Here is a 25,381-nt window from a genome sequence, read left to right as displayed (position 1 = left end):
AGGCACAACTTTTGAAGTAAAAGATCTACTCAACCAATAAAAGGGGTAGATTATGTGGATTGCAAAAACGGCGCAGACCAAACAGTGGCTCAAACAGCACCCAGACCCACGCATGCAAACGCTCTTTCGTACGCTCAAACAAATCAGAAGTTGCGAGCTGCGTTTTCCTTCTTTTATCAATTTTCTGATCCGTGTGGTTTATCTTACCCTACACAATCTGCTGAGCAGTGTAATGCGAACGTTGGTTTACACCCCAACCTTTCGTGCCCGAGCCAAAAAATGTGGCAATAAACTCTGGCTTTATGGTGGCACACCCTACATTTCAGGCCCGTTAGAACTGCACATTGGCCATGGTTGCCGCATTTCAGGGCAAACCACTTTTTCTGGCCGTAGCCAAAGCCTCAACCCTACATTAATCATCGGAAATAATGTAGGGATTGGCTGGCAAACCACCATCGCGGTCGGCACACAAGTGATCTTGGAAGACAATGTACGCATTGCAGGCCGAGCATTTTTGTGTGGTTACCCCGGTCACCCAGTCGATCCAGAAGCCAGAGCTCGCGGCGAAGCAGAAACCGATGATCAGATTGGCCTGATACATCTTAAACGTGATGTGTGGTTAGGAACCAATGTGTGCGTGATGCGTAACGTCACCATTGGTGAAGGCACCATTGTAGCGGCAGGCAGTGTGGTCACTCATGATCTTCCTGCGTTTGTGTTGGCCACTGGTAGCCCTGCTAGAGTCGTAAAAAGCTTAAAACTAGGGGAAAGCCATGCGTGATTTGATTGTTTTTGGTGAGGATTTTGGCGGTTTGCCTTCCAGTACTCAGCATCTAATTCTGCAACTCTCTCGCGAGCGGAAAGTCCTTTGGATCAATTCGATTGGCCTTCGCCAGCCTAAATTGAATTGGCGAGATATGGCTCGAGTGTGGCAAAAACTGCGTGGTCAAACTCGCCAAACCTATTCCACTCAAGTTACTCTGCCCGCGCAAATACAGGTCGTCAATTTGCGAACCATTCCCGCTCCTCGCTCACCATGGGCAAGAGCGCTGGCCAAAACCGCAATGCTGACTCAACTGAAACCCATTCTGCGCCGAGCACAACTTAACCGGCCTATTTTATGGAGTTCACTGCCCACAGCTGCGGATTTATGTGGCGAATTGGGCGAATCCGCGGTGGTGTATTATTGCGGTGATGATTTTGCAGCTTTAGAAGGCGTCGATCACGACACAGTCGCCCAGCATGAAGATCGTCTGGTCAACCATGCACAATTAATCTTGGCTGCCAGCCAAGAGTTGCAGCAGAAGTTTCCTGCTCAGAAAACCCATTTTCTACCGCATGGTGTCGACCTCAAACTCTTTACCACGCCAGCAGAACGTGCCCATGATTTACCCGATAATGGTCGGCCAATTGCCGGATTCTACGGTAGCCTTTCTGAATGGTTAGATTGCAAGATGCTCAATCATGTAACCGCCGCCTTACCCGATTGGAATTTTGTGTTTATCGGCCCTAATAAGCTGGAAAAAGAAGCCCTAGTTCTAAGAGAAAACGTCTATTTGTTGGGGAGTCGTCCACACCATCAGCTACCAAGCTATTGCCAACATTGGAATATTAGTCTATTACCATTTAAGCTTAATGAACAAATTCGCGCTTGCAGCCCGCTTAAATTGATGGAATATCTCGCGATAGGTAAACCTATTTTGTCGAGCCCGTACCCAGCGGCATTACGCTATCAGGACCAGCTCCATTTGGTATCCAATGCGCAACAGATGATCACGGCATTATCACGCTATCGTTCATTAAGCCCGTCTTCTCCTCAGCGTGTCACGCAAGACAGTTGGCATTCGCGGAGTGTGTGGTTATCCGACCTGCTGGAGCAGCTATGAACGATCTCAAGTTTCGTCTGATGGTTCTGTTAGGTGCTGCATGGCGACAACGCTACGTCATCGCCATTCCCCTACTCATTTTACCCATCATTGGTGGGATTATTGGCAGCTTGGCGCCTCCGCATTATCAAGCTCACACCAGCATGCTGATTCAAGAAACGGCCAAGATGAACCCTTTTTTGGAAGATTTGGCCGTTTCGGCCATGCTCAACGACCGTATGAATGCGCTAACCACCTTACTCAAAAGTCGTCACGTCTTAAAATCAGTCGCAGAAAGCCGCGGCTTAATCACCCCTGAGATGTCGGAACGCGATGCCGAGAGTGTGATTCGCAGCTTATCCAACAATATCTCTATCTCGCAGTTGGGTAAGGATTTCATCAAAATAGAACTTTCAGCAAACAAGCCAGAAGGAATGAAAGAGACTCTGCAAGCCGTCAGCAATCAATTCATTGAGCAGTTACTCGCGCCAGAACGTTCATCCATTCGTGATTCCATTGATTTCTTAACCATTCATATTGATCAGCGCAAACAAGAACTGGAACTTGCCGAAAGCGCCCTCGCTCAATTTAGAAATAAACACATCTCTTCGGCACCTGAGCTACAAACCCAAGTGCTGAATCAGTTGGCAAGCTTAAAACAAAGCCTCTCTGAAAAAGAAGCGGAGCTGGCAGGAGTTGAAAAGAGTTTGGGTTCTTTGGATCAGCAGCTTTCTAAAACTGACCCTGTGGTGGGTAAAATTGAAGAGCAGATTATTGCGATACGCAGCGAACTTACTTTACTGCAAGCTCACTACACGGATTCACACAGTGCTGTGCAAGCCAAAAAGCGCGAACTGGAGCGTTTAGAAGCAGAACGCCATCAAATGCTTCAACAAGAGAGAAAACTGATGGGCAGCGATCAATTATGGGAGATGGCCAGTCGTCTTCCCGGTGCGGAAAAAGGTGAGGTCCAGCCCCTGCTGATTACCCAGTTGCAAAACCTCCAGACTAGACGTGGGCGATATGAAGCCCTTACTGAAGAGACTCGAAGTTTGCGAACCATGATTGTCCAACTGGAGCAACAAGCTTACAGCTTCGGGGATGATGCCAAGCAACTGCAAACCTTACAGCGTGAAGCCGATATAAAACGCCAACTTTATGATCAGTTGATGGTGCGTTACGAAATGGCTCAATTAACTGGCTCATTAGGTATCTTCGAGCAAAACAAGCGAGTGAAAATTATTGATATCCCATATACCCCAGCCACTACAGCCAACCTACCTGTGTGGGTGTTTGTTCTTGCGGGTTGTTTTGCAGGCGTATTTTTAGGTTCTGGCCTTGCCATTATCTTTGAATTGTTTGATACCACCATTCGTCGCCAAGATGAGTTAGAACTCATCACTAAAGTGCCTGTTTTAACCGTTCTGCCGCGTATTCGTTCCTAAGCGCGCAACTCAAATTCATTCTCAAAATAAAATCCGAGTTTCACCAATTACACAATTAAAATAACCAGTTGAATTTTAAAGACTTTTAAAATTGGCACAGCTCATGCAATTACCTCATAAGAATCCCATTATGAGGCCCTGTGTATGCACTCTCCTCTTCAGAATGAAAAAGTCATCATCCATGTTGTCCAACACTTGGCACCCGGAGGCTTAGAATGCCTTGTTCTTGATTTCCTGCGCTTTTCTGAACCCAACCATAGTGTATTGGTCGTGAGCTTAGAAGGGACAAAGAACGAAGCTTTGGCACACTGGCCCAAACTCGCTCAATACCAAGATCAATTGCTGTTTCTGAATAAACCCGCTGGGCGTTCCCTGTCGACGCTGTGGAAACTGTTCAGACTGTTTTCAGCAATAAAACCTCATGTTGTCCATACTCACCACATTGGACCACTGCTCTACGCAGGGATTACTGCTCGTTGCAGTGCAACGCCAGTACGCATTCATACCGAACATGATGTATGGCATCTCTCTAACCGGATTCATCGTTACTTGCAGTACGTGGCTTTACGTTGGATTCAGCCACACTTGGTTGGGGATGCTCATCAAGTCACGCAAGTACTGGCGCGCTACTTTCATTATCCACGCACCCAAACCATCAAAAATGGCATTGATTGCGCTCGTTTTACTCCCGGCAACCAAACTCGGGCTCGTCAACAGTTCAACTTACCAGAAGGTGTACCTCTGATCGGTTGTGCTGGTCGCCTTGAATGGGTGAAAGGGCAAGATCAACTGCTCCGCGCATTGTCTCATTTACCCAGCCATATCCATTTAGCTGTTGCGGGCAAAGGCTCTCAGCTCGATTCTCTTTCAGCCCTTTGCCGAGAACTGAGGCTCACTGAACGAGTTCATTTTCTTGGGTTAATAGACAACATGCCCGAGTTCTACCGTGCTTTGGATATTTTCTGTCTGCCTTCACGCTCGGAAGGCTTCCCTTTATCACCGTTAGAAGCACAAGCGTGTGGCATTCCCGTGGTTCTGACGGATGTAGGTTCAGCCAAAGAGACATTATGCCCTCACACTGGAAGTGCAGTTGAAAGCGATGACCCACTGAAACTGAAAATGGCAAGCCGCTTACTGCACGCCCTCCAACATAAAACCGAGATTTCACCTCGTCATTTTGTACAAGAACACGGTGATATTCATCAAATGGTCAAAGCCTACAATGCTTTATCAGAAGGGGAATTAGCATGATAACTTGGGCTCTCACTCTGCTGTTTTCTGTCGCCAGTGGATTAATTGTTTACCACCATTTTGGTTACCCAGTGTTGCTGCGTTGGTATGCTGGTCGGCACCCTTTGCCAGAAAGCCAAGTGCCATCTCGCGGTTATCAAGCCAGCCAAACCGACCTGCATTTCCCCAGCATCACCATTTTGGTGCCTGCTTACAACGAACAACGCTGGATTGCAGAGAAAATTCGTAACCTGAGTGCATTAGATTATCCACGAGACAAGCTGCGTATTGTCATTGCTTGTGATGGATGCCAAGACAAAACAGCGGAAATCGCGCAAGAAACCATTCAGGAAGCCATCTGTGACGATACCTTATTTGAAATACATATCTACCCACAAAATCGAGGCAAAGTTGCCGTCATCAACCAGTTAATGAACATGGTGGACAGTGACATTACCGCATTGAGTGATGTTAGCGCCCTGATTTCGATTGATGCCATGCTGATTGGGGCACAGCACTTTATTGATGCTCAAGTTGGCGTCGTGAATGCAACCTATCAAGGTTTACCTAACGCCTCTAACCAGGAAAAAGCCTATTGGCACTATCAAAACCAAATCAAACTGCATGAATCCAGCTTCGGAAGCACACTCGGTTCTCATGGTGCGTTATACCTATTTCGCACCTCATTGTTTACTCCTCTGCCAGCCAATACCATCAATGACGATTTTATTCTGCCTATGCAGATTGTTGAGCAAGGTTATCAAACACGTTATGACCTGAATATGCTGGCGATTGAAATGGAACCGACAGGTCAGTCTGAAGATTTTCGGCGTCGGCTTCGTATCTCCGCAGGCAATATGCAGCAGGCAATTACCCTATTTCGACTCTTTAGTCCCAAATACGGCAAAGTTGCTTTTGCTTTCCTATCCGGCAAAGGGCTGCGCCTGCTTACTCCTTATTTGATGCTGACCTGCTTGATCAGCAGCGCTCTACTCGCGATTCACAACCCACTCTTTGTGGTACTTCTCGGTGGACAAATCAGCCTCTACTTAATTGCTACATGCAGTCATTGGATGCCAGAACAACACAAACCAAGCCTATTACGCTGGCTGCATTATTTGGTGTTTGGACATCTTGCCAATTTTATCGGTGGTCTTCGCTATCTTTGTGGATACGAAAAAGGCCGTTGGATCAAAGTGAACCAGTAAGGAACCCTATTATGAATCGCCATCAACCCACTCAAATATCAATTACCGTGTTCAAACGCACTATGGATTTACTGGGTGCTATCGTAGGTTTAATCCTACTTTCCCCCTTATTTCCGATTATTGCCTTTGCCATTAAAATTAACTCTTCAGGCCCTGTGTTTTATAAACAATGGCGAGTAGGCAAATCACTCCCCGACCGGGTCATTCTTTTTGAAATTATTAAGTTTCGTACCATGTACCAAGACGCCGAAAGTCGCTCAGGAGCCGTTTGGGCAACCGATAATGACCCACGTATCACGCCTGTAGGACGCTTTTTACGCAAAACACGTTTGGATGAAATTCCTCAACTCTTCAATGTGTTAAAAGGCGATATGTCGATTGTCGGCCCACGCCCAGAACGCCCTGGATTCTACAAAAAGCTTGAAGATGCCATCCCTTACTTTGCTGAACGTACCTATGGCCTATTGCCCGGCATCACTGGCTTAGCTCAAGTTAACCAAGGTTATGACACCTGTATTGATGATGTGAGACGTAAAGTGGCTTTTGATCATAGCTATGCTCTGTCCATGTACTCTCTGTACTCATGGTTCAATACAGATATCAGGATTATGCTCAAAACCGTGATGGTGATGGTGGGCAGCCGAGGCCAGTAAATGAAATAACAGAATGGAAAAGTTTGGCGAAAATTAGGGGGAGCACATTAACTGGCTCCCATCCTCTCACTTGCGTACATTAGTTTTCTCCACCATGCTTAAAAGTATGGGTATCACTATTCACCCCAAAGGGAGAACCCACGATGAAGGGTATCGTATTTAGTCTATTTTTCGACATTATCGAACAGCGGTTTGGCATGGAGACATTAGAAACTATGCTCGAACGGACTGGATTAACTCACCCATTCACCTCGGTTGGAGACTATAAACACCATGAATTGATCGCTATGATACAAGCCATGCACCAACTGACGGGTGAAAGTGTTGACAACCTGCAACGGGAAGTGGGCAAAGCCATGTTTAGCTCTCTTTATCAAACGTTACCCATCCCGATTCAGCACGATCTTCCTTTCGTTGAATTTCTCAAAAAGGTGGAAGATGAAATTCATGCGGAAGTTAACAAACTGTACCCCAATGCGCGTCCGCCCAAATTCATTTTTATTGAACAGAGTGGAGAAGCTACCGTTTTTGAATATCAAAGCCACCGATGTTTGTCGTCACTCTGTTTAGGACTGCTAGAGGGATGTGCCGCACACTTTTCCCAACCGATAACGATTACTAGCCACTACCTAAAACCTGATGGTAGTGCTGTCCGTTTTACGATTATCAAAAGTGAAAGCTGATCATGACTAAAGCCTCTTCTGTCTGGGAACAACGTTTACTGCGTGAAAAAGCGGCGCGAATTGCCGCAGAACAATTGCTTGAGCAGAAAAGCCGGGAAATCTATGAAATAAACAAATACTTGCAGCAAGCACTTGAAGCGCAAAAATTAAAATCCATGGTGGATATATTCAAATTAGAATTGAAAGAACACATTGATGCTATTTTGATTCGTTTTGGAAGACGGTTTTTATTTACCGAACTCAACGAAGCTTTGATTAACACCTTTATAGACAGCATTCCAGACAGAAAAAACATCCTTCAATGTGAGTTGATATTACAGGCAGATTTATTCCCCACTTATAGTCAGTTTCATTTCAGTAACTGTTGGCTTCCTAAGAAAGAGAAAATGACATCACAGAAAGAAATTCTGCTCCCTATTTATTCGAACACGCAACAGGTCGGAGAGTTAATCTTTACTTATCAAACCCATCCAATTGAGTTCGAGTTCATCGTCAAACAGGTCAACATGCTGTTCGATTTGCTAAGTGGTGCACTGAGCAAACACCTTGATATCCAGAGCAAAGAGCTTTCCCGAAAACAAGCCGAAGATTCAGAAAAAGCAACGAAAGAGTTTGTTACTATGGTCAACCATGAAATACGCACACCATTGGTGGGCATACTGGGTAGCGCAGATCTACTTGAAACGACATACTTAACCGATGAACAGAAAAAGTACCTTGCGGATATCCAACATTCAGGAGAGATGCTCAATTTCGTCATCAATGACCTTCTTGATTTTAATAAACTCCACTCAGGCTTATTACGCATCAATGATCAACCTTTTGAGTGGTTACAACTTCACAATTATGTTTATAACTTAGTCTCTATAAAAAAGAAAAATACTACGCTGAACTTCATTTACAAAGATACACTTCCCGAATACGTCTATGGTGATAAAAAACGTATTCAGCAAATACTGTTAAATTTGATTGGCAACAGTTTGAAATTCACCCTTAAAGGAGAAATTAATATTTATATTTCTTGGGCTGATGACAAACTGAAAATCGATGTGAAAGATACAGGCATCGGCATTCCTGAATATGCGCAGAAAAAAATCTTTGATGCCTTTTATCAAGTTGATCGTTCTTCCACGCGCCAGTTTGAAGGTTTAGGTATGGGATTAGCTATCTGCTTAAGTTTAACCAAACTCATGAATGGATTATTAAGCGTTAAGAGCTCAGAAGGAGAAGGCAGCGAATTTTCCGTTGTTCTTCCGCTTCCTGCTGCAAATAAACCTAACACAAAAACAATGACGAATACTCTCGTCAGTGAATGGAATGGTAGAAAACTGGCCATTCTGGTAGCCGATGATATAGAGATGAACCGGATTATTATTCAAGGCATGTTAGGAAAACTCGGTATCTCTCCCGATTTTAGCCACAATGGCGTAGAAGCATTGGATGCCGTCCAACATACACAGTACGACTTGATCTTTATGGATTGCCGAATGCCAGAAATGGATGGTTTTGAAGCAAGCCAACACCTACGTGAGCAAGGTTACAATAAGCCCATCATTGCGCTCACCGCAGGCACGACCATGCATAAAAAGCAGCACTGCATAGCATGTGGTATGGACGATGTGCTGAGTAAGCCCTACCGTTTAGAAGATTTGAAAACCATTCTACAAAAGTGGCTGTCGGCCGCGGATGACTCTCAGCCTGAAATGCAATAAACCAACATGCAGTCGAAATTATACTCCGACCGCATGCTTAGAAAAGAAACTAAATCAGCTTTTGTGGCTAAGAAATTATGGCTAATTTAGTACGGCATTCAATTAGCTGGAGGTAATCACGGCTCGGCTGGTTAAGCCACTTGCCAAGGAGAGTTCAAATACCTTGACCGGATTTGGTGAAAGCTTATCTCCTGTCCAGTAGTCATACCAATCCACTGGCTGGCTCGCTGTTAAAGTATAGTCACACGCCTCACCTTGGTAATTGAATAAGCAGTGCAGATCATTGCGTTCTGTTAACTTTAAAAATAGGTGATTGAGAGCCAATGAAGTTGGCTTAGCCGCATCTTGGTTGTGTTTGCGCCTAATCATTAACTTATTTAGGCTCTGCTTAGCAAAAGAGGTCAATTCTGGGAGTGGATCACCTGAAAGCAACAAGCCACCACACGCAAGCAATACATTGCGATGAAATTCATAGCTGATGCGATCGGTCGATTGATTCGCAAGCGACGTCAGTGTTACGCAATCAGGATCAATTTGCCATAACTTGCGGTGCTGCCAACTGCGATAAAAAGTCTCTTTAGCGATTTGTTCAAAGCGCTGTGGCGAACGCTCGACATCGTCCGAAACACGCATGGCATCCACCAGCCCCAGTGACGGCCACATCGGTGCATTGCATCCAAGTAACCATGCCTCTCCCGCGCCTTCTGCGATCGCCTGCATACCTAAACGGTACGCTTCAACCCCCGTCACTCCCGACTGATAACGCCGTCCTTTAAGTGCTCCCCAATAGTTCGCATCCAACTTAAACAGCTCAACCCCCCACTCTTCTTTCATGGTTTTGATCACATGGGTTAAGTATTCTTGCACGTCAGGATGAGAGCCATCCAGCACATACCAAGGTGTACAACGCCAGCCACCGTAGGTTACTTCTTCGGCTTTCAGTGGCTGTCTTTGAGCATTTTGTACAAACCAATCTGGATGTTGCTTAAACAATTTAGATTCAGCTTGTGCAATGAAGGGAGCGAGCCAAATTGCAGGTTTTTTGCCCGCTTGTTTGATCTCTTGGATCAGCGCTTTAACACCACGAGAAAACTTATCGGACGGCGTCAACCAATCGCCCATAAACGCCTGATAGCCATCATCCAGCAACACCCATTCTAGCCCCGAAAGTTCTCCTTGCATTGCCGCAAGGTTGGTTAGGATGTGCTGTTCATTAACATCGGCATAATAGGCATACCATGAACACCATCCAACGGGCGCAGGTTGTGCCACACCAGCACGCGGCGTATGGTGACAACTAATATATTGCGCATACTGTTGATACAAACCTGATAATGAATCACCTTGCAAAATAACGACGGATTCTAAACTGTTATTTGTCCAATCTTGTGGATGGGTCTGCTCGCCGTCAATGGAAGCGACTAAATAGGTGCCCGTCCTTTCCTCAAGAATTTCAAAATAGCCAGCAAAACGGTGGCAAGAGGTAAAACCAAACAGTTGGTATCCGGTGGATTGTTCAATCACCAGCGTGTTGTAATAACGTTGGCTGTCTTGCTGCGGGTAAATCCGGTAGCTCAAGCTATTGTCAGGGCAACGCCCCACATCCACCGGATGATGCGGCGAACCTGCAGTTTGCGCTAGCATTTGAAAACCGTCACCAATCACTCGTGCGTCCGATTCAACGTCAAATAGAGTGCGAAACAGCGAGTAGTGATCGGAAATGGGCGAGTTATGTATTCCTGAATAGGAAAAACTGATCTCATCGCCTTGCAATTGGGCAATCAAATCCGGTTGAAGTAACTCAACTTCTCGATGACATGGCAGAGTGATCGTTGTCATAACACCTCAGTACAAAGTACAAATTGTTGTTCTGGCAGTGTCTAATGAATTCGCGTTGCATGTAAGTTGTTTTGATCACGTTTTCTCTTTGACGTGGCTCCGTATGCTGTTTTATTCAACAATGAGAACGCCCAAGGTACAAGTTTGGATGTGACAAGTAAAACGCCAGCATGTTTGCTGGCGTTTCGTTGAGCTAATGACGGAATTACGCCACTTCGATTGGTCCACCGAATGACGTCACTGGTGGTACTTTACCAGTAAATTTCTCGAAATCGACAATGCAAGTATTGGCTGAAGTGGCTTGCGCCAGCTCAGATGAGCCGACATCGAGTGTGAGTGTATTTGGATCGCCATAGGTGCAAATAGCTCCCTCTTTTTCATTCAACGGGCCATACCACGCCCCCTCTTCGATGCGGATCACGCCGCGCGGGTAGCCATCGCTTAAAACGGCACCAGCTAATAGCTGGCCGCGATCATTAAATACGCGAACTAAATCCCCAGCTTTAATGCCTTTTTGTTTCGCATCGATTGGGTTGATATACACGGGCTCACGGCCATTGACAGCATAGGTCGCGCGATACTCTTCTGACTCACACATTTGTGAGTGCAAACGCTTATCTGGGTGACAAGATTGTAACCAATATGGATGCTTATCTGAACCCGGACCGCCGTGCGAACGCTCGGTTTTTTCAAACCACATCGGGTGATCTTGGCAATGTTCATAGCCATAACGCCCAATCTTACGTGACGTAATCTCGATAAAGCCAGACGGTGTACCCAATGCGTTTATCTCAGGGTCTTTACGGAAATCGGCGTGGCGAACCCAAGGTTGGCCTTCACCAAAATCCAGTACGCTCTGCTGCCAAAACTGTTCAAATTCTGGTAAATCAAACTTACCCGCGTTGGCTTTTTTACACTCGTCATAGAGCGAACGGACCCACTCCATCTCATCCATGCCGCGTGTGAACTCTTCATGGCGGCCAAAGCGACGCGTCAATTCAGTGAAAATCTCAAAGTCAGTACGCGATTGGAACAGAGGGTCAACCAAGCGGTGCATGGCAATCAAACCCTTGCCCGAATAAGAACCGTATACATCGATATCATTGCGCTCAAACTGAGTACAGGCAGGAAGAACGATGTCGGAGAAACGGCAAGTCGCCGTCCAAGCAAAATCGATCGTGACGACGGTTTGAAGCTTGCGGAACGCCTTCTTCATTCGGTTACGATCTTGGTGATGATGCCACGGGTTGTTGCCTGAAATAACCATCATTTTGTAATCAGGTAATTTTACGCTCGAACCGTTGTAGCGGATCTCTTTACCCGGCTCTAGCAAACAATCGACCCAACGGGCAACAGGAATCGTTTTACTGTAGCCGTTGTAGTTTTCGTTGTCCCATTTCGGTTTTGAACCCGTATCTAGGTTACGTGGAAAACCGCCGGGCGAGGCAAAACCGGTTGATGGGACCCCAATGCCAGAATAGTGATGCCCGTAGGAGATCCCCCCGCCTGGCAGGCCAATTTGACCAACCATCGCAGCCACAACCGCACCAGCCCAGTAAGGCTGTTCGCCATGCTCTTGACGCTGAATACACCAACCAAACAGTAACTGAGTTCGGCCATTAACGAGCATACGTGCAAATTCGCGGATCTTATCGGCTGTTACGCCACAAATCTCGGCGGCCCATTCTGGCGACTTAACAATCTTATCTTTCGTTTCGCCTTGAACGTACTGAATAAAAGGTTCAAATCCTAAGCAATAGGTTTTGATGAACGCCTTGTCATACAGATCTTCGTTATACAACACATGCGCCACCGCCAACATAAACGCCACATCGGTCTGTGGGTTAATGTACCAATGGTCACTGTTTAAGAAGCGCTGGGTTTTATTCTTGACTGGATCAACCGAAATAACGTTGATCTCTCCTTTCGCCACTTTTTCTTTCAACTGATCAAGATAAGGAAAGGATTGGTGCGTTTCACAGTTCCAGCCAACTTGCAGGTTTTTTACCGGGTCGGTCGCCCACAAAACAATGTTGTCTGAATGCTCAAGAATTTCCGACCAAGAGGTTCCTTGGGCATACACTTCTGTCGAACCTAACACGTAAGGAAGAATGGTTTGGCCTGCACCTGTTGAGTAATCACCCACTTTAGTGATGAAGTTACCGTGCATACCTACAGCGCGTTGCATCATCGCTGTACAGTTGTGAAATGACCCCGTTTGGTTCCAACCCGTTTGTCCTGCATGCAGCGCCCAAGGGCCGTACTCTTTTTGTACACGCTCAAGTTCACGATAAAACAGATCCAACGCTTCATCCCAAGTGACGCGGATAAAACGGTTGTTGCCACGTGTTTCGCCGCTGTATTTATGTTTTTTGAGCCAATCAAGGCGAACCATTGGGTAACGCACTCGTGATGGGCTATAGATAATGCCTTTGATTCCGTTGAGCATATCAGTGGGGTGCGTGTCTGACTCTAGCGGCTTGACCGATTGTACTTTTCCGCCATACACATGTGCGCGAAATGCACCCCAATGAGAGCCTGATACTTTCCAACTGCCTGTTGTTTCTGCCGCGTTAGCCGATGTCGAGACCAATAAACTTGGCCCAATAACCGACGCCGCACTGGTGGTTGCTACACCTTTAAGAAAACTTCTTCGTGTAATCGCCATATTTAAAACTCCGTTTGACGTGGATTAATGGTGACCTTCAGCAAAATCTGAAGAGTGTTTTTGTAGATACTTCAAGACTAACGCTTCGCTGTCTGTGTCGAAGTTGACGAATGCCATCATGCCGTTAAACATGCCCGGCCAAGTATTCGCATCAAAATGCGCTTCATCCGGTTGGCTATGACAGACAGAGCAGTTCGTTTTATAGGCCTCACCCGCTTTTTCCCAAATTGGATCCACGCTATCGAGCATGGCTTGTTTTTTCATCCACACTTTCGCGTTTACTTTTTCCCAAGGTAGACCGGTGAGATCATCGACACGCTTTTCACCAACAGTGACGATTGCATCATTTTGTGCCGCTTCTTTCATCAAGGAGCCCACAGCGATGTTCATACCAAAATCTTCTTGGATCACACGACCAAAGCCTTTTGCTTTACGCCAACCATCAATTTCGATTTGAATCATCTCGCCTTTCTCATCCAATACCGTGACTGCCGATGCTGGGTTCAGAAGGCCTGCTTCCACTTGAGCTTGCGCATCTTCATAAATAGGTAAGAAGCGAACGCTCACCACTTGCTTGCCGACCGAGTAATCGGTTTTAGATGCCAACTGCTCTAGCTCGCCAATCAGTCCACCTGAGCTATCCATATTTTTAGGCAGGTTGTGGGCGATCCCTTTATGGCAATCTAGGCAACTTTGATCTTTTTCCGCTGCTTGTTTCATCTGAATACGCGCGGTTGCCGACATCTGTTCGAAATCCATCGAATCGTAATTGTGGCAATTTTTACATTCCAATGAGTTGTTGGCTGAAAAGCGCTCCCACTCATGCTTGGCCAATTCAATACGGCGCTCTTCGAATTTTTCAGGGGTACCTAAATCACCAAAAACTTGCGCAAATACCTCCTTAGAGGCTTGCATCTTACGCGCAATTTTAGCGGTCCATTCGTGTGGTACGTGGCAGTCTGGGCAAGTGGCACGTACGCCTGAATGGTTTTTCCAGTGCACGGTTTCTTGCAGCTCAACATAAACGTTGTCGCGCATTGTGTGGCAGCTGATACAGAATGCTTCTGTGTTGGTGGCTTCCAGTGCAGTATTAAAACCGCCCCAGAAAATCACACCGGCGATAAAACCGCCCATCGTGAGCACACCAAGGCTGATGTGCACGGCTGGACGAGTCATAGTGCGCCAAATTTTGACTAACAATGATTTCATGATTCGCTCTCTTAAATTTTCGATCAAAAGGATTACGGGTGAACCGTGGAATTAACCGTGCGCACCAGGAGGACCAAAGAGGAACACTTGCAGCATCCAAACAATGAATCCATAACCGCCGACAAAGGCGATACTTAAGATCGGAAAGAGAACCACTGTGATTAAGAGGAAAGACTTCCACTCAAGCGAACGTTTCTCATTACTCTCTATTTTATTAACATCACTCATACATTTGCCTGTTTTGTATTTCAGTCATTTTGAGCAGCTCGACGACAGAGCTCAGCTTATTACCATTTCTGATACGAAATGTTAGACCATACTCTTTGTAGGGTTCAATCGATTCCTACCTTATATAGCAAGGAATCCACTACTTTTTTGAGCTCACACGGAGTTGTGTTTGATTAAGAATTTATGTATAGAAATGTGAGTAGTTGTGTCAATTTAATTTCTTTTCATAAACGTTAAACAAGAAACAAAAAAGAAACAAAATGAATTGCAAGATAGGATTGAGGTGCGAATTTCTTCCCGCAAAACGCTCAAATGACAACCGAAATGTAACGCCATTGTTAATAAGATGAGGGATGGTTAGATGTCGATCACCGCTCAGGAATCGGTATTATATTCGCCCCACTTCAGTGCATGATGCACTGCCCACTGCTGGGTTTTTGTGCACTTCTTGATAGAATTGATCTTACACACTGGCTTTAAAACAGCTTATCCACAGAAAATGTGGATAAGCTGTTTTAAAGGTATAAATAGTGAATAAACACTAGCAGAAGCAGTCAACACCACCTAAGGTGATGGTTTAGAGATGACAACAAAAAGCGGCCCTTAAAGCCGCTTCTAAGATCATCTCTTCAATAAGGAGTTATTCGTGAGATCCATCTCGAAGGTAAATTAACCAGTACCAAATGCCAACAAAAACCCCCCCACCGATGATATTGCCAATCGTCACGGGTAATAGGTTATTGATCAAAAAACCCATTAAGTTAAGGTCTGCGTAGTCGGCAATATTGGCACCCGTCATCTGCCAAAACTCAGCGGGTGCAAAATATTTGATACCAATTGCCATCGGAACTTGGAACATATTAGCGATGCAGTGCTCAAAACCCGCGGCGACAAACATGGCGACAGGTAAAATCATCACCATAATTTTGTCAGTCAAGGTACGACCACTGAAAGTCATCCAGACCGCCACGCACACCAACACGTTACACATAATGCCAAGCGCTACTGCCTGCATAAACTCGTGATGCAATTTATGCTGAGAAATGGCCATCGCATTGAGGCCAACTTGGCCACCATCAAACATATATTGTTTGGAAACTAGCATACAAGCGACAAGCATCAGCGCACCAGCAAGGTTGCCAAAATAGACGATGACCCAGTTTTTAATCAACATGCTCCAAGAAATTTTGCCACTCGCACGTGCAACCAAAGTCAGCACTGAACTAGTGAATAACTCACCACCGGTGACCACCACCAGAATAAGACCTAAGCTAAACGCAAAGCCGCCGATAAAACGGCTCAGACCCCAAGCCATATCGCCAGTTCCTGTCGTCACTGTAGTGTAAAAAACGAAAGCAATACCGATATGAATGCCAGCAGAAATGGCAAGAAGGAAAGACTTCATCGGATCTTTCGTCGCTTTTCCAACGCCAGTTTCTGCGGCGCGCTCTGCCATTTGCGGTGGCAATAGGGAATCAAATTGGTTTAAGTTCATGGCAAGTAACATTTTGAAACAAGTTATATAAGGCGCGGATAATCGCTCCATTCCTATGACAATTCAAGAGCTATTTTCTATGTTTACAAAAAATGTGTTTAGCGTGATGAAAATCATAAAAATTTATTGATAGCCCATATCCAGCGTCTATAGATAGCCACTCTCTTGCAAGCCAATGATGAATATAACTGTGTGAAATATCCCCAATTTGGTTGCAGATAACATTTCTTACAACAACTGATTGCAGCCAACAGCGCTGCCATCTATGGTGACAAAAAATCATTCACTATATAGGTGTCGAGATGAAATTTACTCAACAAAATATCGCCGAGCTCAATCTACTCCTCCAATTTGATTTAAGCAGCGCTGCGACTGGCATTAAAGTCCGTAATGATGCGTCTGACGACATGCAATCCGCCGTTCAACGTCTTTACGAAAAAGGTCTGTGTACATTACCTGATGGTGGCTATTTGACGGATGAAGGCATCGAAGTGGCCGAGCATGCAGAGCGCGTGCTGCGCGTTTTGAACTCTTAGTCTAGCCTGCAAAGGCAGCCATGACTCTGCTGGCTGCCTTGTCCCCTTAAAAACCGCCCTTCTTTATTTGGCCATTGGCTCAATCCAACGTTGATAGGGCTGAATTCGATCATATCCCCAGTTAAACAGTGTGGTGTAGATAAAGAAAAAGGTCAGAAACCCAGCTTCCAAAATCAATGCATCCCACATCGATACGTCTAAAACCCAAGCGATCACCGGAATAGAAATAAAGACGAGCCCACCTTCAAAACCGGTCGTGTGTAACAAGCGTAAGCTAACCGTACGCGCTAATCGGTTGGTACCAAACACTCGGTCGAACAAAACGTTGTATAGATAGTTCCACGCTACGGCAAATAGGCTCAAACCAATACCTATCATGGCTAAATCCCCCGTTCCCTGTCCTGTCACCAATGCGGAAATTGGAATAATTAACGCTAATGCGGTCACTTCAAACGTTATTGCATGGAAAAGGCGCTCTTTCATCGACAGCTCTCTCATTGACATCATTTTTCTCCTCTTTATTCTTCGTCTGAGGTGTTGAATGGGCTCATTTTCATCTATATTGAAGATACTAAAAAGTTAGATAGTATCGGTAAATGAGATATGTTGAGTATTGATCAGTTGCAAGCCTTCACCGCAACCGTTGAGAGTGGCTCTTTCTCCGGCGCGGCAAGACAGTTGGGCAAAGTTCAATCGGCCGTTAGCCAACACATCATCAATTTAGAAATTGATTGCGGTGTAGAACTGTTTGATCGCTCCGGCCGTTATCCACGATTAACCGCGCAAGGCGAGCGACTTCTACCGTATGCGCAAGCGACGTTGCAGCAACATCAACGCTTAGCGCAACAAGCACAACTGCTTGCTTCATCACCCAATCAACAGCTTTCGCTCGCGATGGATGAAGGGATCCCGTTACAAGGGTTAACCCATTTATTCAAACAGTTAGCCACACAGTTTCCACACATTGAAATTGAATGTTTAAGTGCATCAAGTACCGATGTGATTGAGATGGTGGAACAAGGTCGCGCTAGCTGTGGGATCATCTTCAGTGAATTGGCCTTACCGAATAACCTTGATTTTGAAAATGTCGGTTCAATCCGTTTTGATGTTTATGTGGCCGCAGAGCATGAATTAGCTCAGCATCAAGCGCCCTATATCGATATGCTAAGATTGCATCGCCAACTCGTTATCCGCTCACGCAGCCATAAAACCAGCAGTTTCCATCAAGCCTTTAGCCCCGAGATATGGTACGCCGATAACTACTATCTATTATTAGAGATGGCGTTAAGCGGTTTAGGATGGTGTTTGCTGCCAAGCTATTTAGCCGAAAGTGAACAAGCGATGGGGAAATTAGTGCGTGTCCCTGTTGAGTTTGAACAGCTGGCTTGGTATACCAATATTGATGTCATTCAGCACCAGCGCATGAGCGCCGATCCTATCCATAAAATGGTCAGGCAGTTGTTGCGCCAGCTTAGTCCACTCACCGATGCCTGATCGGCATACAATCAATACAGGATGTACATTTTATGAGCACCATTACCCTCATTGGCGCAGGTTGGCTAGGCCTTCCTCTAGCGCAAGCTCTTACCGAAAACCACCAAGTCTACGCCAGCCGCACCCAAACGGCAGGAATGCTTGAGTTAACGCAACATGGCATCACAGGCTTTGTATGCGATCTTTCTCTGCGCGACCAAAGTTTATCGCAGCACTTTATTGCTCAAAAAAGTGAGATTGTGATAGGTAGCTTTCCACCCGGTTTTCGCAAGGGAAGAGGGCAAGAGTATGCGCAGCAGTGGCAGCATTTAGTCGCGCAAGCAAAGCTGGCTAATGTGCGTAAAATCGTCATGGTCAGCTCAACCAGCGTCTATCCTGACACTGCACAACCAATGAGCGAACAGGATGCCTCCTTGTCACTGGCGCAAAATGACTCAAACTTCAGTGAAGGAGCACGAATCATGTTACAAGCCGAGCAACACGTTATCGATTCAGGGCTAGATTATGTCATTGTACGCTGTAGTGGCTTGATCGGACCAAACCGTCATCCCTCACGATTTGCAGCGCGTTTGGCGCAAGTCAGCCAGCTTGCACCAGCTAATATGTTGCATCAAAAAGACGCCATTGGTGCACTGATTTTTGCCAGCGAAAAACTCTCCAAACAGGTCGTTAACGCCACCACACCACAAACCGTGAGTAAAGCTGAGTTTTATCAAGCCGCGTTGGCGGCCGCCGAGCTAGACTCACCATTGCCGCCAATTGTCGATATTGCAGACAAACGCATCTTAAGCGACAAGCTGAGCCAATTGGGCTATCAATTTCATTATTCACACACGTTAGAGGCACTGGCACTGAATGAGTAAACATCTCTACCAACACATTGAAACCTTGTGGCAGTACATGCAGATGAAGCATGAGCTCGTCGCGGCCGATATCATTATGGTGTTTTGCAGCAATGATTTGCGCGTGGCTGAGTATGCTGCACATTTGTACCAACAAAATCTGGCTCCCTACCTTCTTTTCTCTGGCGGACAAGGGCGTTTTACTGAGGGTAAATTTGCTAAAAGCGAAGCAGAAACCTTTGCTGACATAGCCACAGATTGTGGCGTACCAACCCACGCGATTTTACTGGAAAAAGAGGCGACTCACTCTGGAGAAAATGTACGATTTAGTCACCATCTATTGGGAGAAAAATCGATCACTGCGCAACGTATTATTGTGGTTCAAAAACCCTTCATGGAACGTCGTGCCTACGCCACATTTGTTCAGCAGTGGCCAGCCCCATTTGAGTCATTGATGGTGACCTCTGGCGGAGAAACATTTTTCGATTATCTTGATGAGGATTTCACCGTTGATGTTGTACTGAGTGCACTATTAGACGATTTTGTGCGAGTCCGCGACTACCCAGCACAAGGATTTCAGATTGAGCAACCGATCCCAGACGATGTGACACTTGCTTACCAAGTTCTGAGTCAATTTGAGTGGTAACACAAGTTGTGGGCATACAAAATAGATAGGGAGGCTTAAACCTCCCTATCGAATAATTTGTTCAAGGCGCAGAAGTAATGAATTTACTTACCCAAGGCTTCTTTATAGTGCTGACGACATACCGACACGTATTTATCGTTACCACCAATAGAGACTTGATCACCTTCGGCAATCGCCACTCCATGTTCATCGGTACGAATGACCATGTTCGCTTTACGGCCACAATGACAAATTGTTTTCAATTCCACCAGCTTATCGGCCCAAGAAAGTAGATATTTACTCCCTTCAAATAGCTCACCTAAAAAATCGGTACGCAAGCCATAGCACAGTACCGGAATGCCGATTTTATCGACCACTTCAGTCAATTGATAAACTTGCTCTTTGGTTAAGAATTGGCACTCATCAACCAAAATACAGTGACGCTTTTGTTGCTCGTGCAGTGCGTTGATCTCATCATACAAATTCGTTTCAGCAGTAAAAAGCTGGGCGTCTGATTCCAATCCTATTCTTGAACTTACTTTACCAACACCATAGCGGTCGTCGATGGCAGCGGTATAGATCACGGGCGTCATACCACGCTCTTGATAGTTGAAAGAAGATTGTAGAAGAGTGGTTGATTTACCTGCATTCATCGCAGAGTAATAGAAATACATTTGAGCCAAAAGAGAGATTCCTGTCACTAAGTCAATTGGCGAGAGAACAAGGTTCACTCAAATAAAAAAGGATAACCCTACGCGGGGGCAAAAAAGAGGGTGACTTGCGCCACCCTGTTACCGTTGCGTTTATTGCGCTTTTTCTTTTGCGACCGTCACCGCAATCGCCAACTCTTCGAGCGACGCTGGGTTAGCCAGACTCGGTGCATCCGTTAGCAAACAAGCGGCTGCGGTTGTTTTAGGGAAGGCAATCACATCGCGAATATTTTCCGTACCACACAACAGCATCACCAAACGGTCAAGACCGAATGCAAGGCCTGCGTGTGGTGGCGTACCAAATTTCAGCGCATCCAATAGGAAGCCAAATTTCAGTTGTTGCTCTTGCGCATCGATACCTAAAATATCAAACACCACAGATTGCATTTCAGCATTGTGAATACGCACCGAGCCACCGCCCACTTCATAGCCGTTTAGTACCATGTCGTAAGCATTTGAATTTGCAACCGCTGGGTTGGCTTGCAGCTCTTGCGCGGTTAAGTTAAGTGGCGCGGTAAATGGGTGATGCATAGCATGCAAGTTACCTTCGTCATCTTCCTCAAACATCGGGAAATCAACAACCCATAGTGGAGCCCATGAATTTTCATTGGTGATCGCCAGATCTTTACCCAATTTCAAACGCAGCGCACCCAAGGCTTCAGTCACCACTTTTATTTTATCGGCACCAAACAAAATGATGTCGCCAGACTCAGCGTGAGTGCGTTGTAAAATACCTTCCACAATGTCAGCCGAAAGGAATTTCGCGACCGGAGATTGAACACCCTCTAAGCCAGCGGCGCGGTCATTGACTTTCATCCACGCCAAACCTTTCGCGCCATAAATACCAACAAACTCAGCGTAGCTATCAATTTGCTTACGAGTTAATGCCGCGCCACCCGGTACACGAATAACCGCCACGCGTCCTTTAGCATCATTAGCTGGGCCAGAGAAAACATTGAAATCCACATCTTTTACAAGGTCTGCAACATCAACCAATTCCAGTGGGTTACGCAGATCCGGCTTGTCGCTACCATAGCGACGCATCGCTTCGCTGTATGGCATCACAGGGAAATCGCCTAGATCAACGTTTAGTAACTCAAGCCACATATTGCGAACCATTTTTTCAGTCACTTCACGCACTTGGTCGGCCGTCATAAATGACGTTTCAATATCAATTTGAGTAAATTCTGGTTGACGGTCAGCACGTAAATCTTCATCACGGAAACATTTTACGATTTGATAGTAACGGTCAAAGCCTGACATCATCAGCAACTGTTTAAACAGTTGTGGCGATTGAGGAAGTGCATAGAAACTGCCTTTGTGCACACGACTTGGCACTAAGTAGTCACGAGCCCCTTCCGGCGTTGCTTTCGTCAAAACTGGCGTTTCAATATCGAGGAAACCGTGTTCATCAAGGAAGCGGCGTACAAAGCTAGACGCTTTAGCGCGCAGCTTAATACGATCACTCATTTCTGGACGGCGTAGATCTAAGTAACGATATTTTAGACGTTGCTCTTCTGAGTTCTTTTGGTTGAAATCCAGTGGCAAAACATCACTGCGGTTGATAATCGAAATCCCACTCGCGAGAATTTCTACTTCGCCAGTCGCCATCTCTTTATTGATTTGACTTTCTGGACGCGCGCGTACTTCACCAGTTAGCTTAATGCAGAATTCATTACGCAGTTGGTTAGCTACTGCAAATACATCCGCCATATCTGGATCAACCACCACCTGAACGATGCCTTCACGATCTCGCATATCAATAAAGATAAGACCGCCTAAATCACGACGGCGATTAACCCAGCCGCACAACTCCACAGTTTGTCCTGCGAGGGACTTGTTCAGGTGACCACAATAATGGCTACGCATAATGAATTTCCCAATCTCTAATTAGTTATCAATTCTAAGCCGCTCAGCGTCATTATCTGAGCAGCGCAAAGTTCCATTTATACGCTGAAAGATGTGCAAAATCGACCTTCCAGAATACAATTTGTTGTGTTTTATCAAGGGTTGCTGCTTTTTAAATCAATAATCAACCAAAATAGCAACACCGCTGAGAAATTGCGGCTGATTATAGCGTTAAAATACCAAAATCATCAAAACTCTCGTAGAGTATTTATTTTTAGTAATGGATAAAAGGTCAGTATGATGAATTTACCACTACGACTCGGCCTTACCATGTGGTCACACGCGGGCTGGCAAAGTACGTTTTACGGCGCGGGAACGCCTGCTGCGCAGCGTCTTGAAAAGTATGCGAGGGTTTTTCATACCGTAGAAGGCAACACTACTTTCTATGCGTCACCTTCCATGAACACAGTGCAGAACTGGCGCGCCGCCACTCATGATGATTTTCGGTTTACGTTCAAACTGCCCAAAGCTATTACCCACGAACATAAGCTCACTGGCTGCCAAGATCAGTTAAAAGATTTTATGATGCTCATGGAGCCTCTACACTCTCGTGTAGGATTATGGACCATCCAACTGCCAGCTACTTTTGGCCCACAGCACTTAGAACAGTTGAAAAAATTCTGCGCCTATTTTCCCGCGGGTTTTCCACTGGGTGTTGAAGTGCGGCACCTTGAGTTTTTTGCTAAGGGAGAAGCTGAAAAAGCGCTCAATCAATGGTTAGTTGAATCGTCGATTGATCGAATCATTATGGATAGTCGTCCTATCTTTTCGGCCAAACCGACGACCGACGTCATCATTGATGCTCAGAAAAAGAAACCTAAAGTCCCTGTTCACGCCATTGCCACGGCACAAACGCCGATGATCCGTTTTATCGGCCACCCAGAATTAGAGGCCAATTACCCCTTTTTTGAAGCGTGGATGACCAAACTGCCACATTGGATCGAACAAGGAAAACAACCTTATCTTATGGTCCACACGCCAGACAATATTGAAGCCCCATTATTAGCCACCGAGCTATACCAACAGCTGCAACAACGACTCACATTACCTACATTGACAACATTTCCAGCCCAAGATGACCAACACCAAATCACCCTATTTTGATGATCGCGTGCGAGGTTAATGACACGCGCACACTTTTCTCTTAGAATGTGCGCCTTTTTTAAGGTAGTGCAGCCGTCAGCACTGCTTGTTGCGCGCCGCCATGAGGTACACCATGAGCCATCATAAAGACATCATCTTTTCTGCCCCAATCGATAAGATTGGTGATTTCACCTTTGATGAACGAGTTGCTGAAGTCTTCCCTGATATGATTCAGCGCTCTGTGCCGGGGTACAGCAATATTATTTCGGCAATCGGCATGTTAGCTGAACGCTTTGTTAAGCCACACTCTACCATTTACGATTTGGGTTGCTCTTTAGGCGCGGCTACGCTTTCGATGCGTCGTCATATTCGCCAAGAAGGTTGTAAAATTGTAGCGGTTGATAATTCACCTGCCATGGTGGAGCGTTGTAAGCTGCACATTAACGCCTATCGTTCGGATACGCCTGTCGAGGTGATTGAGGCCGACATTCGTGAGATTGAAATTCGTGATGCCTCAGTGGTAGTGCTCAATTTTACGCTGCAATTTCTATCGCCAGAAGATAGGCTCGCACTGCTTGAAAAAATCTACGTGGGTCTTCGCCCCGGTGGCATACTGATTTTATCTGAAAAGTACATTTTTGAAGATGAAACGGCGCATGATCTGCTAATTGACCTTCACCATGATTTCAAGCGAGCCAATGGTTACAGCGAATTAGAAATCAGTCAAAAACGCAGTGCGATTGAAAATGTGATGCGCCCAGACTCCATCACAACACATAAAGCTCGCTTTAAACACATTGGCTTTTCAAGTTATGAAGTGTGGTTCCAGTGTTTCAACTTTGGTTCGATGTTCGCTATCAAATAATAGAATGACATTTTAGATCTTTTCCCTAGAAGGCCCAAAACCTGACCAGCCATTTATCTAGGATCTTTTTACCTCATCTAGGAATACGCTTTGCATGTTTAACTTTGCCAATTTTTATCAACTGATCGCTCAAGATACCCGTCTTCAACCTTGGCTAAACGTTTTGCCACAACAGTTGACGGACTGGCAAAATGCAGAGCATGGCGACTTTGACCGCTGGGTTCGTGCGTTAAATAAAATCCCCTCGGGCACACCTGAGCTGATCGAGCTCAAACAGTCAGTCACTCTCTCAAATAGCACACCGCTGACGTTCGGCGAACAGAAGAAATTAGAAAGTTTGCTTAAAACTTTTCATCCTTGGCGCAAAGGCCCCTATCACTTACACGGTATCCATATCGACACTGAGTGGCGATCCGATTGGAAATGGGACCGCGTATTGCCCCACATTTCACCGCTGAAAGACCGCTCCGTGCTGGATGTCGGCTGTGGTAATGGTTATCACATGTGGCGTATGCTTGGCGAAGGTGCTCGCCTGTGTGTGGGTATCGACCCTTCGCACCTGTTTTTAGTGCAGTTTGAAGCGGTGCGTAAACTATTGGGTGATGACCAACGTGCTCATCTTCTGCCACTAGGCATTGAACAGTTACCCGAATTGAACGCCTTTGATACCGTATTTAGCATGGGTGTCCTATACCATCGCCGCTCACCGCTAGATCATCTGATCCAATTGAAAAATCAGTTGGTCACAGGGGGCGAATTGATTCTTGAGACGCTGGTGATTGAAGGCGACGAAAATGCGGTGTTGGTCCCTGTCGACCGCTACGCACAAATGCGTAACGTCTATTTTTTCCCTTCCGCCAAAGCGCTCAAAGTGTGGCTTGAGAAATGTGGTTTTGGTGACGTGCGTATCGTTGATGAAAGCGTCACCTCTGTTGATGAACAACGAACAACTCAATGGATGACGCACAACTCATTGCCCGACTATCTTGACCCAAACGACCCAAGCAAAACCGTAGAAGGGTATCCCGCACCACGACGCGCTATTTTGGTAGCAAAAAAACTATAATTGACACAGTTTTAACG

Annotated in this window: 23 protein-coding genes; 15 read left to right on the top strand and 8 right to left on the bottom strand. The window is 45.8% G+C overall.

The window, feature by feature from the left end; genetic code table 11:
• The first annotated feature begins 52 nt into the window (after window positions 1–52).
• The 8 genes from EXZ60_RS03015 (at window position 53) to EXZ60_RS02980 (ending at window position 8,796) form a co-directional block, all read left to right on the top strand.
• Window positions 53–781 carry an acyltransferase gene (locus tag EXZ60_RS03015; protein WP_010320166.1) on the top strand — a complete coding sequence of 243 codons (729 nt, stop codon included), beginning with the start codon at window positions 53–55 and terminating at the stop codon, window positions 779–781.
• Entirely contained in the window at window positions 774–1,886 is a 1,113-nt protein-coding gene (locus EXZ60_RS03010; protein WP_277435266.1) for a glycosyltransferase, read from the top strand. Before EXZ60_RS03015 ends, EXZ60_RS03010 begins: the two co-directional genes overlap by 8 nt.
• The gene (locus tag EXZ60_RS03005; protein ID WP_277435265.1) at window positions 1,883–3,310 is read left to right on the top strand and encodes a Wzz/FepE/Etk N-terminal domain-containing protein; all 1,428 of its coding nucleotides are present in this window, start codon (window positions 1,883–1,885) and stop codon (window positions 3,308–3,310) included. Before EXZ60_RS03010 ends, EXZ60_RS03005 begins: the two co-directional genes overlap by 4 nt.
• Window positions 3,311–3,454: 144 nt before the next feature.
• Window positions 3,455–4,561 (top strand): glycosyltransferase, encoded by a 1,107-nt coding sequence (locus tag EXZ60_RS03000; protein WP_277435264.1) that lies wholly within the window; start codon window positions 3,455–3,457, stop codon window positions 4,559–4,561.
• A complete protein-coding gene (locus EXZ60_RS02995; RefSeq protein WP_277435263.1) occupies window positions 4,558–5,748 on the top strand; it encodes a glycosyltransferase family 2 protein in 1,191 nt (396 codons plus the stop codon). The genes EXZ60_RS03000 and EXZ60_RS02995 overlap by 4 nt, the downstream gene beginning before the upstream one ends.
• Before the next feature lie 11 nt (window positions 5,749–5,759).
• Window positions 5,760–6,401 carry a sugar transferase gene (locus EXZ60_RS02990; protein ID WP_017044066.1) on the top strand — a complete coding sequence of 214 codons (642 nt, stop codon included), beginning with the start codon at window positions 5,760–5,762 and terminating at the stop codon, window positions 6,399–6,401.
• 143 nt (window positions 6,402–6,544) lie between these two features.
• Window positions 6,545–7,084: a heme NO-binding domain-containing protein gene (locus EXZ60_RS02985; RefSeq protein ID WP_277435262.1), complete on the top strand. Its 540-nt coding sequence runs from the start codon at window positions 6,545–6,547 to the stop codon at window positions 7,082–7,084.
• A gap of 2 nt (window positions 7,085–7,086) precedes the next feature.
• Window positions 7,087–8,796 (top strand): ATP-binding protein, encoded by a 1,710-nt coding sequence (locus tag EXZ60_RS02980; protein ID WP_277435261.1) that lies wholly within the window; start codon window positions 7,087–7,089, stop codon window positions 8,794–8,796.
• A gap of 102 nt (window positions 8,797–8,898) precedes the next feature.
• Here EXZ60_RS02980 and EXZ60_RS02975 read toward each other — a convergent pair whose 3' ends face one another.
• The 5 genes from EXZ60_RS02975 to focA form a co-directional block, all read right to left on the bottom strand.
• Window positions 8,899–10,635: an alpha-galactosidase gene (locus EXZ60_RS02975; RefSeq protein WP_277435260.1), complete on the bottom strand. Its 1,737-nt coding sequence runs from the start codon at window positions 10,633–10,635 to the stop codon at window positions 8,899–8,901.
• 205 nt (window positions 10,636–10,840) lie between these two features.
• On the bottom strand, window positions 10,841–13,303 hold the full coding sequence (gene torA, locus EXZ60_RS02970) for a trimethylamine-N-oxide reductase TorA (RefSeq protein ID WP_017044673.1): 2,463 nt from the start codon (window positions 13,301–13,303) through the stop codon (window positions 10,841–10,843).
• 24 nt (window positions 13,304–13,327) lie between these two features.
• A complete protein-coding gene (gene torC / locus EXZ60_RS02965) occupies window positions 13,328–14,512 on the bottom strand; it encodes a pentaheme c-type cytochrome TorC (protein ID WP_026028833.1) in 1,185 nt (394 codons plus the stop codon).
• Between the two features lie 51 nt (window positions 14,513–14,563).
• Window positions 14,564–14,740 (bottom strand): trimethylamine N-oxide reductase system protein TorE, encoded by a 177-nt coding sequence (gene torE / locus EXZ60_RS02960; RefSeq protein WP_010318622.1) that lies wholly within the window; start codon window positions 14,738–14,740, stop codon window positions 14,564–14,566.
• A 640-nt stretch (window positions 14,741–15,380) separates the two neighbouring features.
• Window positions 15,381–16,235: a formate transporter FocA gene (gene focA, locus EXZ60_RS02955; protein ID WP_026028023.1), complete on the bottom strand. Its 855-nt coding sequence runs from the start codon at window positions 16,233–16,235 to the stop codon at window positions 15,381–15,383.
• A gap of 302 nt (window positions 16,236–16,537) precedes the next feature.
• On the opposite strand from focA, the gene EXZ60_RS02950 reads away from it, so the two are divergent.
• Window positions 16,538–16,771, top strand: a complete 234-nt coding sequence (locus tag EXZ60_RS02950) for a TIGR02647 family protein (protein ID WP_010318620.1) — start codon at window positions 16,538–16,540, stop codon at window positions 16,769–16,771.
• Window positions 16,772–16,834: 63 nt separating this feature from the next.
• Here the strand turns inward: EXZ60_RS02950 and EXZ60_RS02945 are convergent, their stop codons facing one another.
• Entirely contained in the window at window positions 16,835–17,278 is a 444-nt protein-coding gene (locus tag EXZ60_RS02945; protein ID WP_094147084.1) for a PACE efflux transporter, read from the bottom strand.
• 96 nt (window positions 17,279–17,374) lie between these two features.
• On the opposite strand from EXZ60_RS02945, the gene EXZ60_RS02940 reads away from it, so the two are divergent.
• Genes EXZ60_RS02940 through EXZ60_RS02930 form a run of 3 tightly spaced genes read left to right on the top strand, consistent with a single transcriptional unit; the run spans window position 17,375 to window position 19,753 of the window.
• Window positions 17,375–18,265: a LysR family transcriptional regulator gene (locus EXZ60_RS02940; RefSeq protein ID WP_277435259.1), complete on the top strand. Its 891-nt coding sequence runs from the start codon at window positions 17,375–17,377 to the stop codon at window positions 18,263–18,265.
• 32 nt (window positions 18,266–18,297) lie between these two features.
• Window positions 18,298–19,128 (top strand): NAD(P)H-binding protein, encoded by an 831-nt coding sequence (locus tag EXZ60_RS02935; protein WP_277435258.1) that lies wholly within the window; start codon window positions 18,298–18,300, stop codon window positions 19,126–19,128.
• Complete coding sequence (locus EXZ60_RS02930; RefSeq protein WP_277435257.1) at window positions 19,121–19,753, top strand: YdcF family protein; 633 nt, start codon at window positions 19,121–19,123, stop codon at window positions 19,751–19,753. The genes EXZ60_RS02935 and EXZ60_RS02930 overlap by 8 nt, the downstream gene beginning before the upstream one ends.
• Before the next feature lie 83 nt (window positions 19,754–19,836).
• Here EXZ60_RS02930 and EXZ60_RS02925 read toward each other — a convergent pair whose 3' ends face one another.
• Both EXZ60_RS02925 and aspS read right to left on the bottom strand, forming a co-directional pair.
• Window positions 19,837–20,415: a thymidine kinase gene (locus tag EXZ60_RS02925; protein WP_026027614.1), complete on the bottom strand. Its 579-nt coding sequence runs from the start codon at window positions 20,413–20,415 to the stop codon at window positions 19,837–19,839.
• A 120-nt stretch (window positions 20,416–20,535) separates the two neighbouring features.
• On the bottom strand, window positions 20,536–22,311 hold the full coding sequence (gene aspS, locus EXZ60_RS02920; protein ID WP_047690909.1) for an aspartate--tRNA ligase: 1,776 nt from the start codon (window positions 22,309–22,311) through the stop codon (window positions 20,536–20,538).
• A gap of 276 nt (window positions 22,312–22,587) precedes the next feature.
• Here aspS and EXZ60_RS02915 point away from each other — a divergent pair, with 276 nt between their 5' ends.
• The 3 genes from EXZ60_RS02915 (at window position 22,588) to cmoB (ending at window position 25,364) form a co-directional block, all read left to right on the top strand.
• Complete coding sequence (locus EXZ60_RS02915; protein ID WP_277435256.1) at window positions 22,588–23,454, top strand: DUF72 domain-containing protein; 867 nt, start codon at window positions 22,588–22,590, stop codon at window positions 23,452–23,454.
• A 100-nt stretch (window positions 23,455–23,554) separates the two neighbouring features.
• Window positions 23,555–24,298 carry a carboxy-S-adenosyl-L-methionine synthase CmoA gene (gene cmoA / locus EXZ60_RS02910; protein WP_064625030.1) on the top strand — a complete coding sequence of 248 codons (744 nt, stop codon included), beginning with the start codon at window positions 23,555–23,557 and terminating at the stop codon, window positions 24,296–24,298.
• A 94-nt stretch (window positions 24,299–24,392) separates the two neighbouring features.
• Window positions 24,393–25,364 carry a tRNA 5-methoxyuridine(34)/uridine 5-oxyacetic acid(34) synthase CmoB gene (gene cmoB / locus EXZ60_RS02905; protein WP_277435255.1) on the top strand — a complete coding sequence of 324 codons (972 nt, stop codon included), beginning with the start codon at window positions 24,393–24,395 and terminating at the stop codon, window positions 25,362–25,364.
• Window positions 25,365–25,381: the final 17 nt, after the last annotated feature.

It is taken from the genome of Vibrio sp. 1151_11 (assembly GCF_029478525.1).
Taxonomy (GTDB): Bacteria; Pseudomonadota; Gammaproteobacteria; order Enterobacterales; family Vibrionaceae; genus Vibrio; species Vibrio anguillarum.
This window is presented reverse-complemented; position numbering and strand designations above follow the sequence as displayed.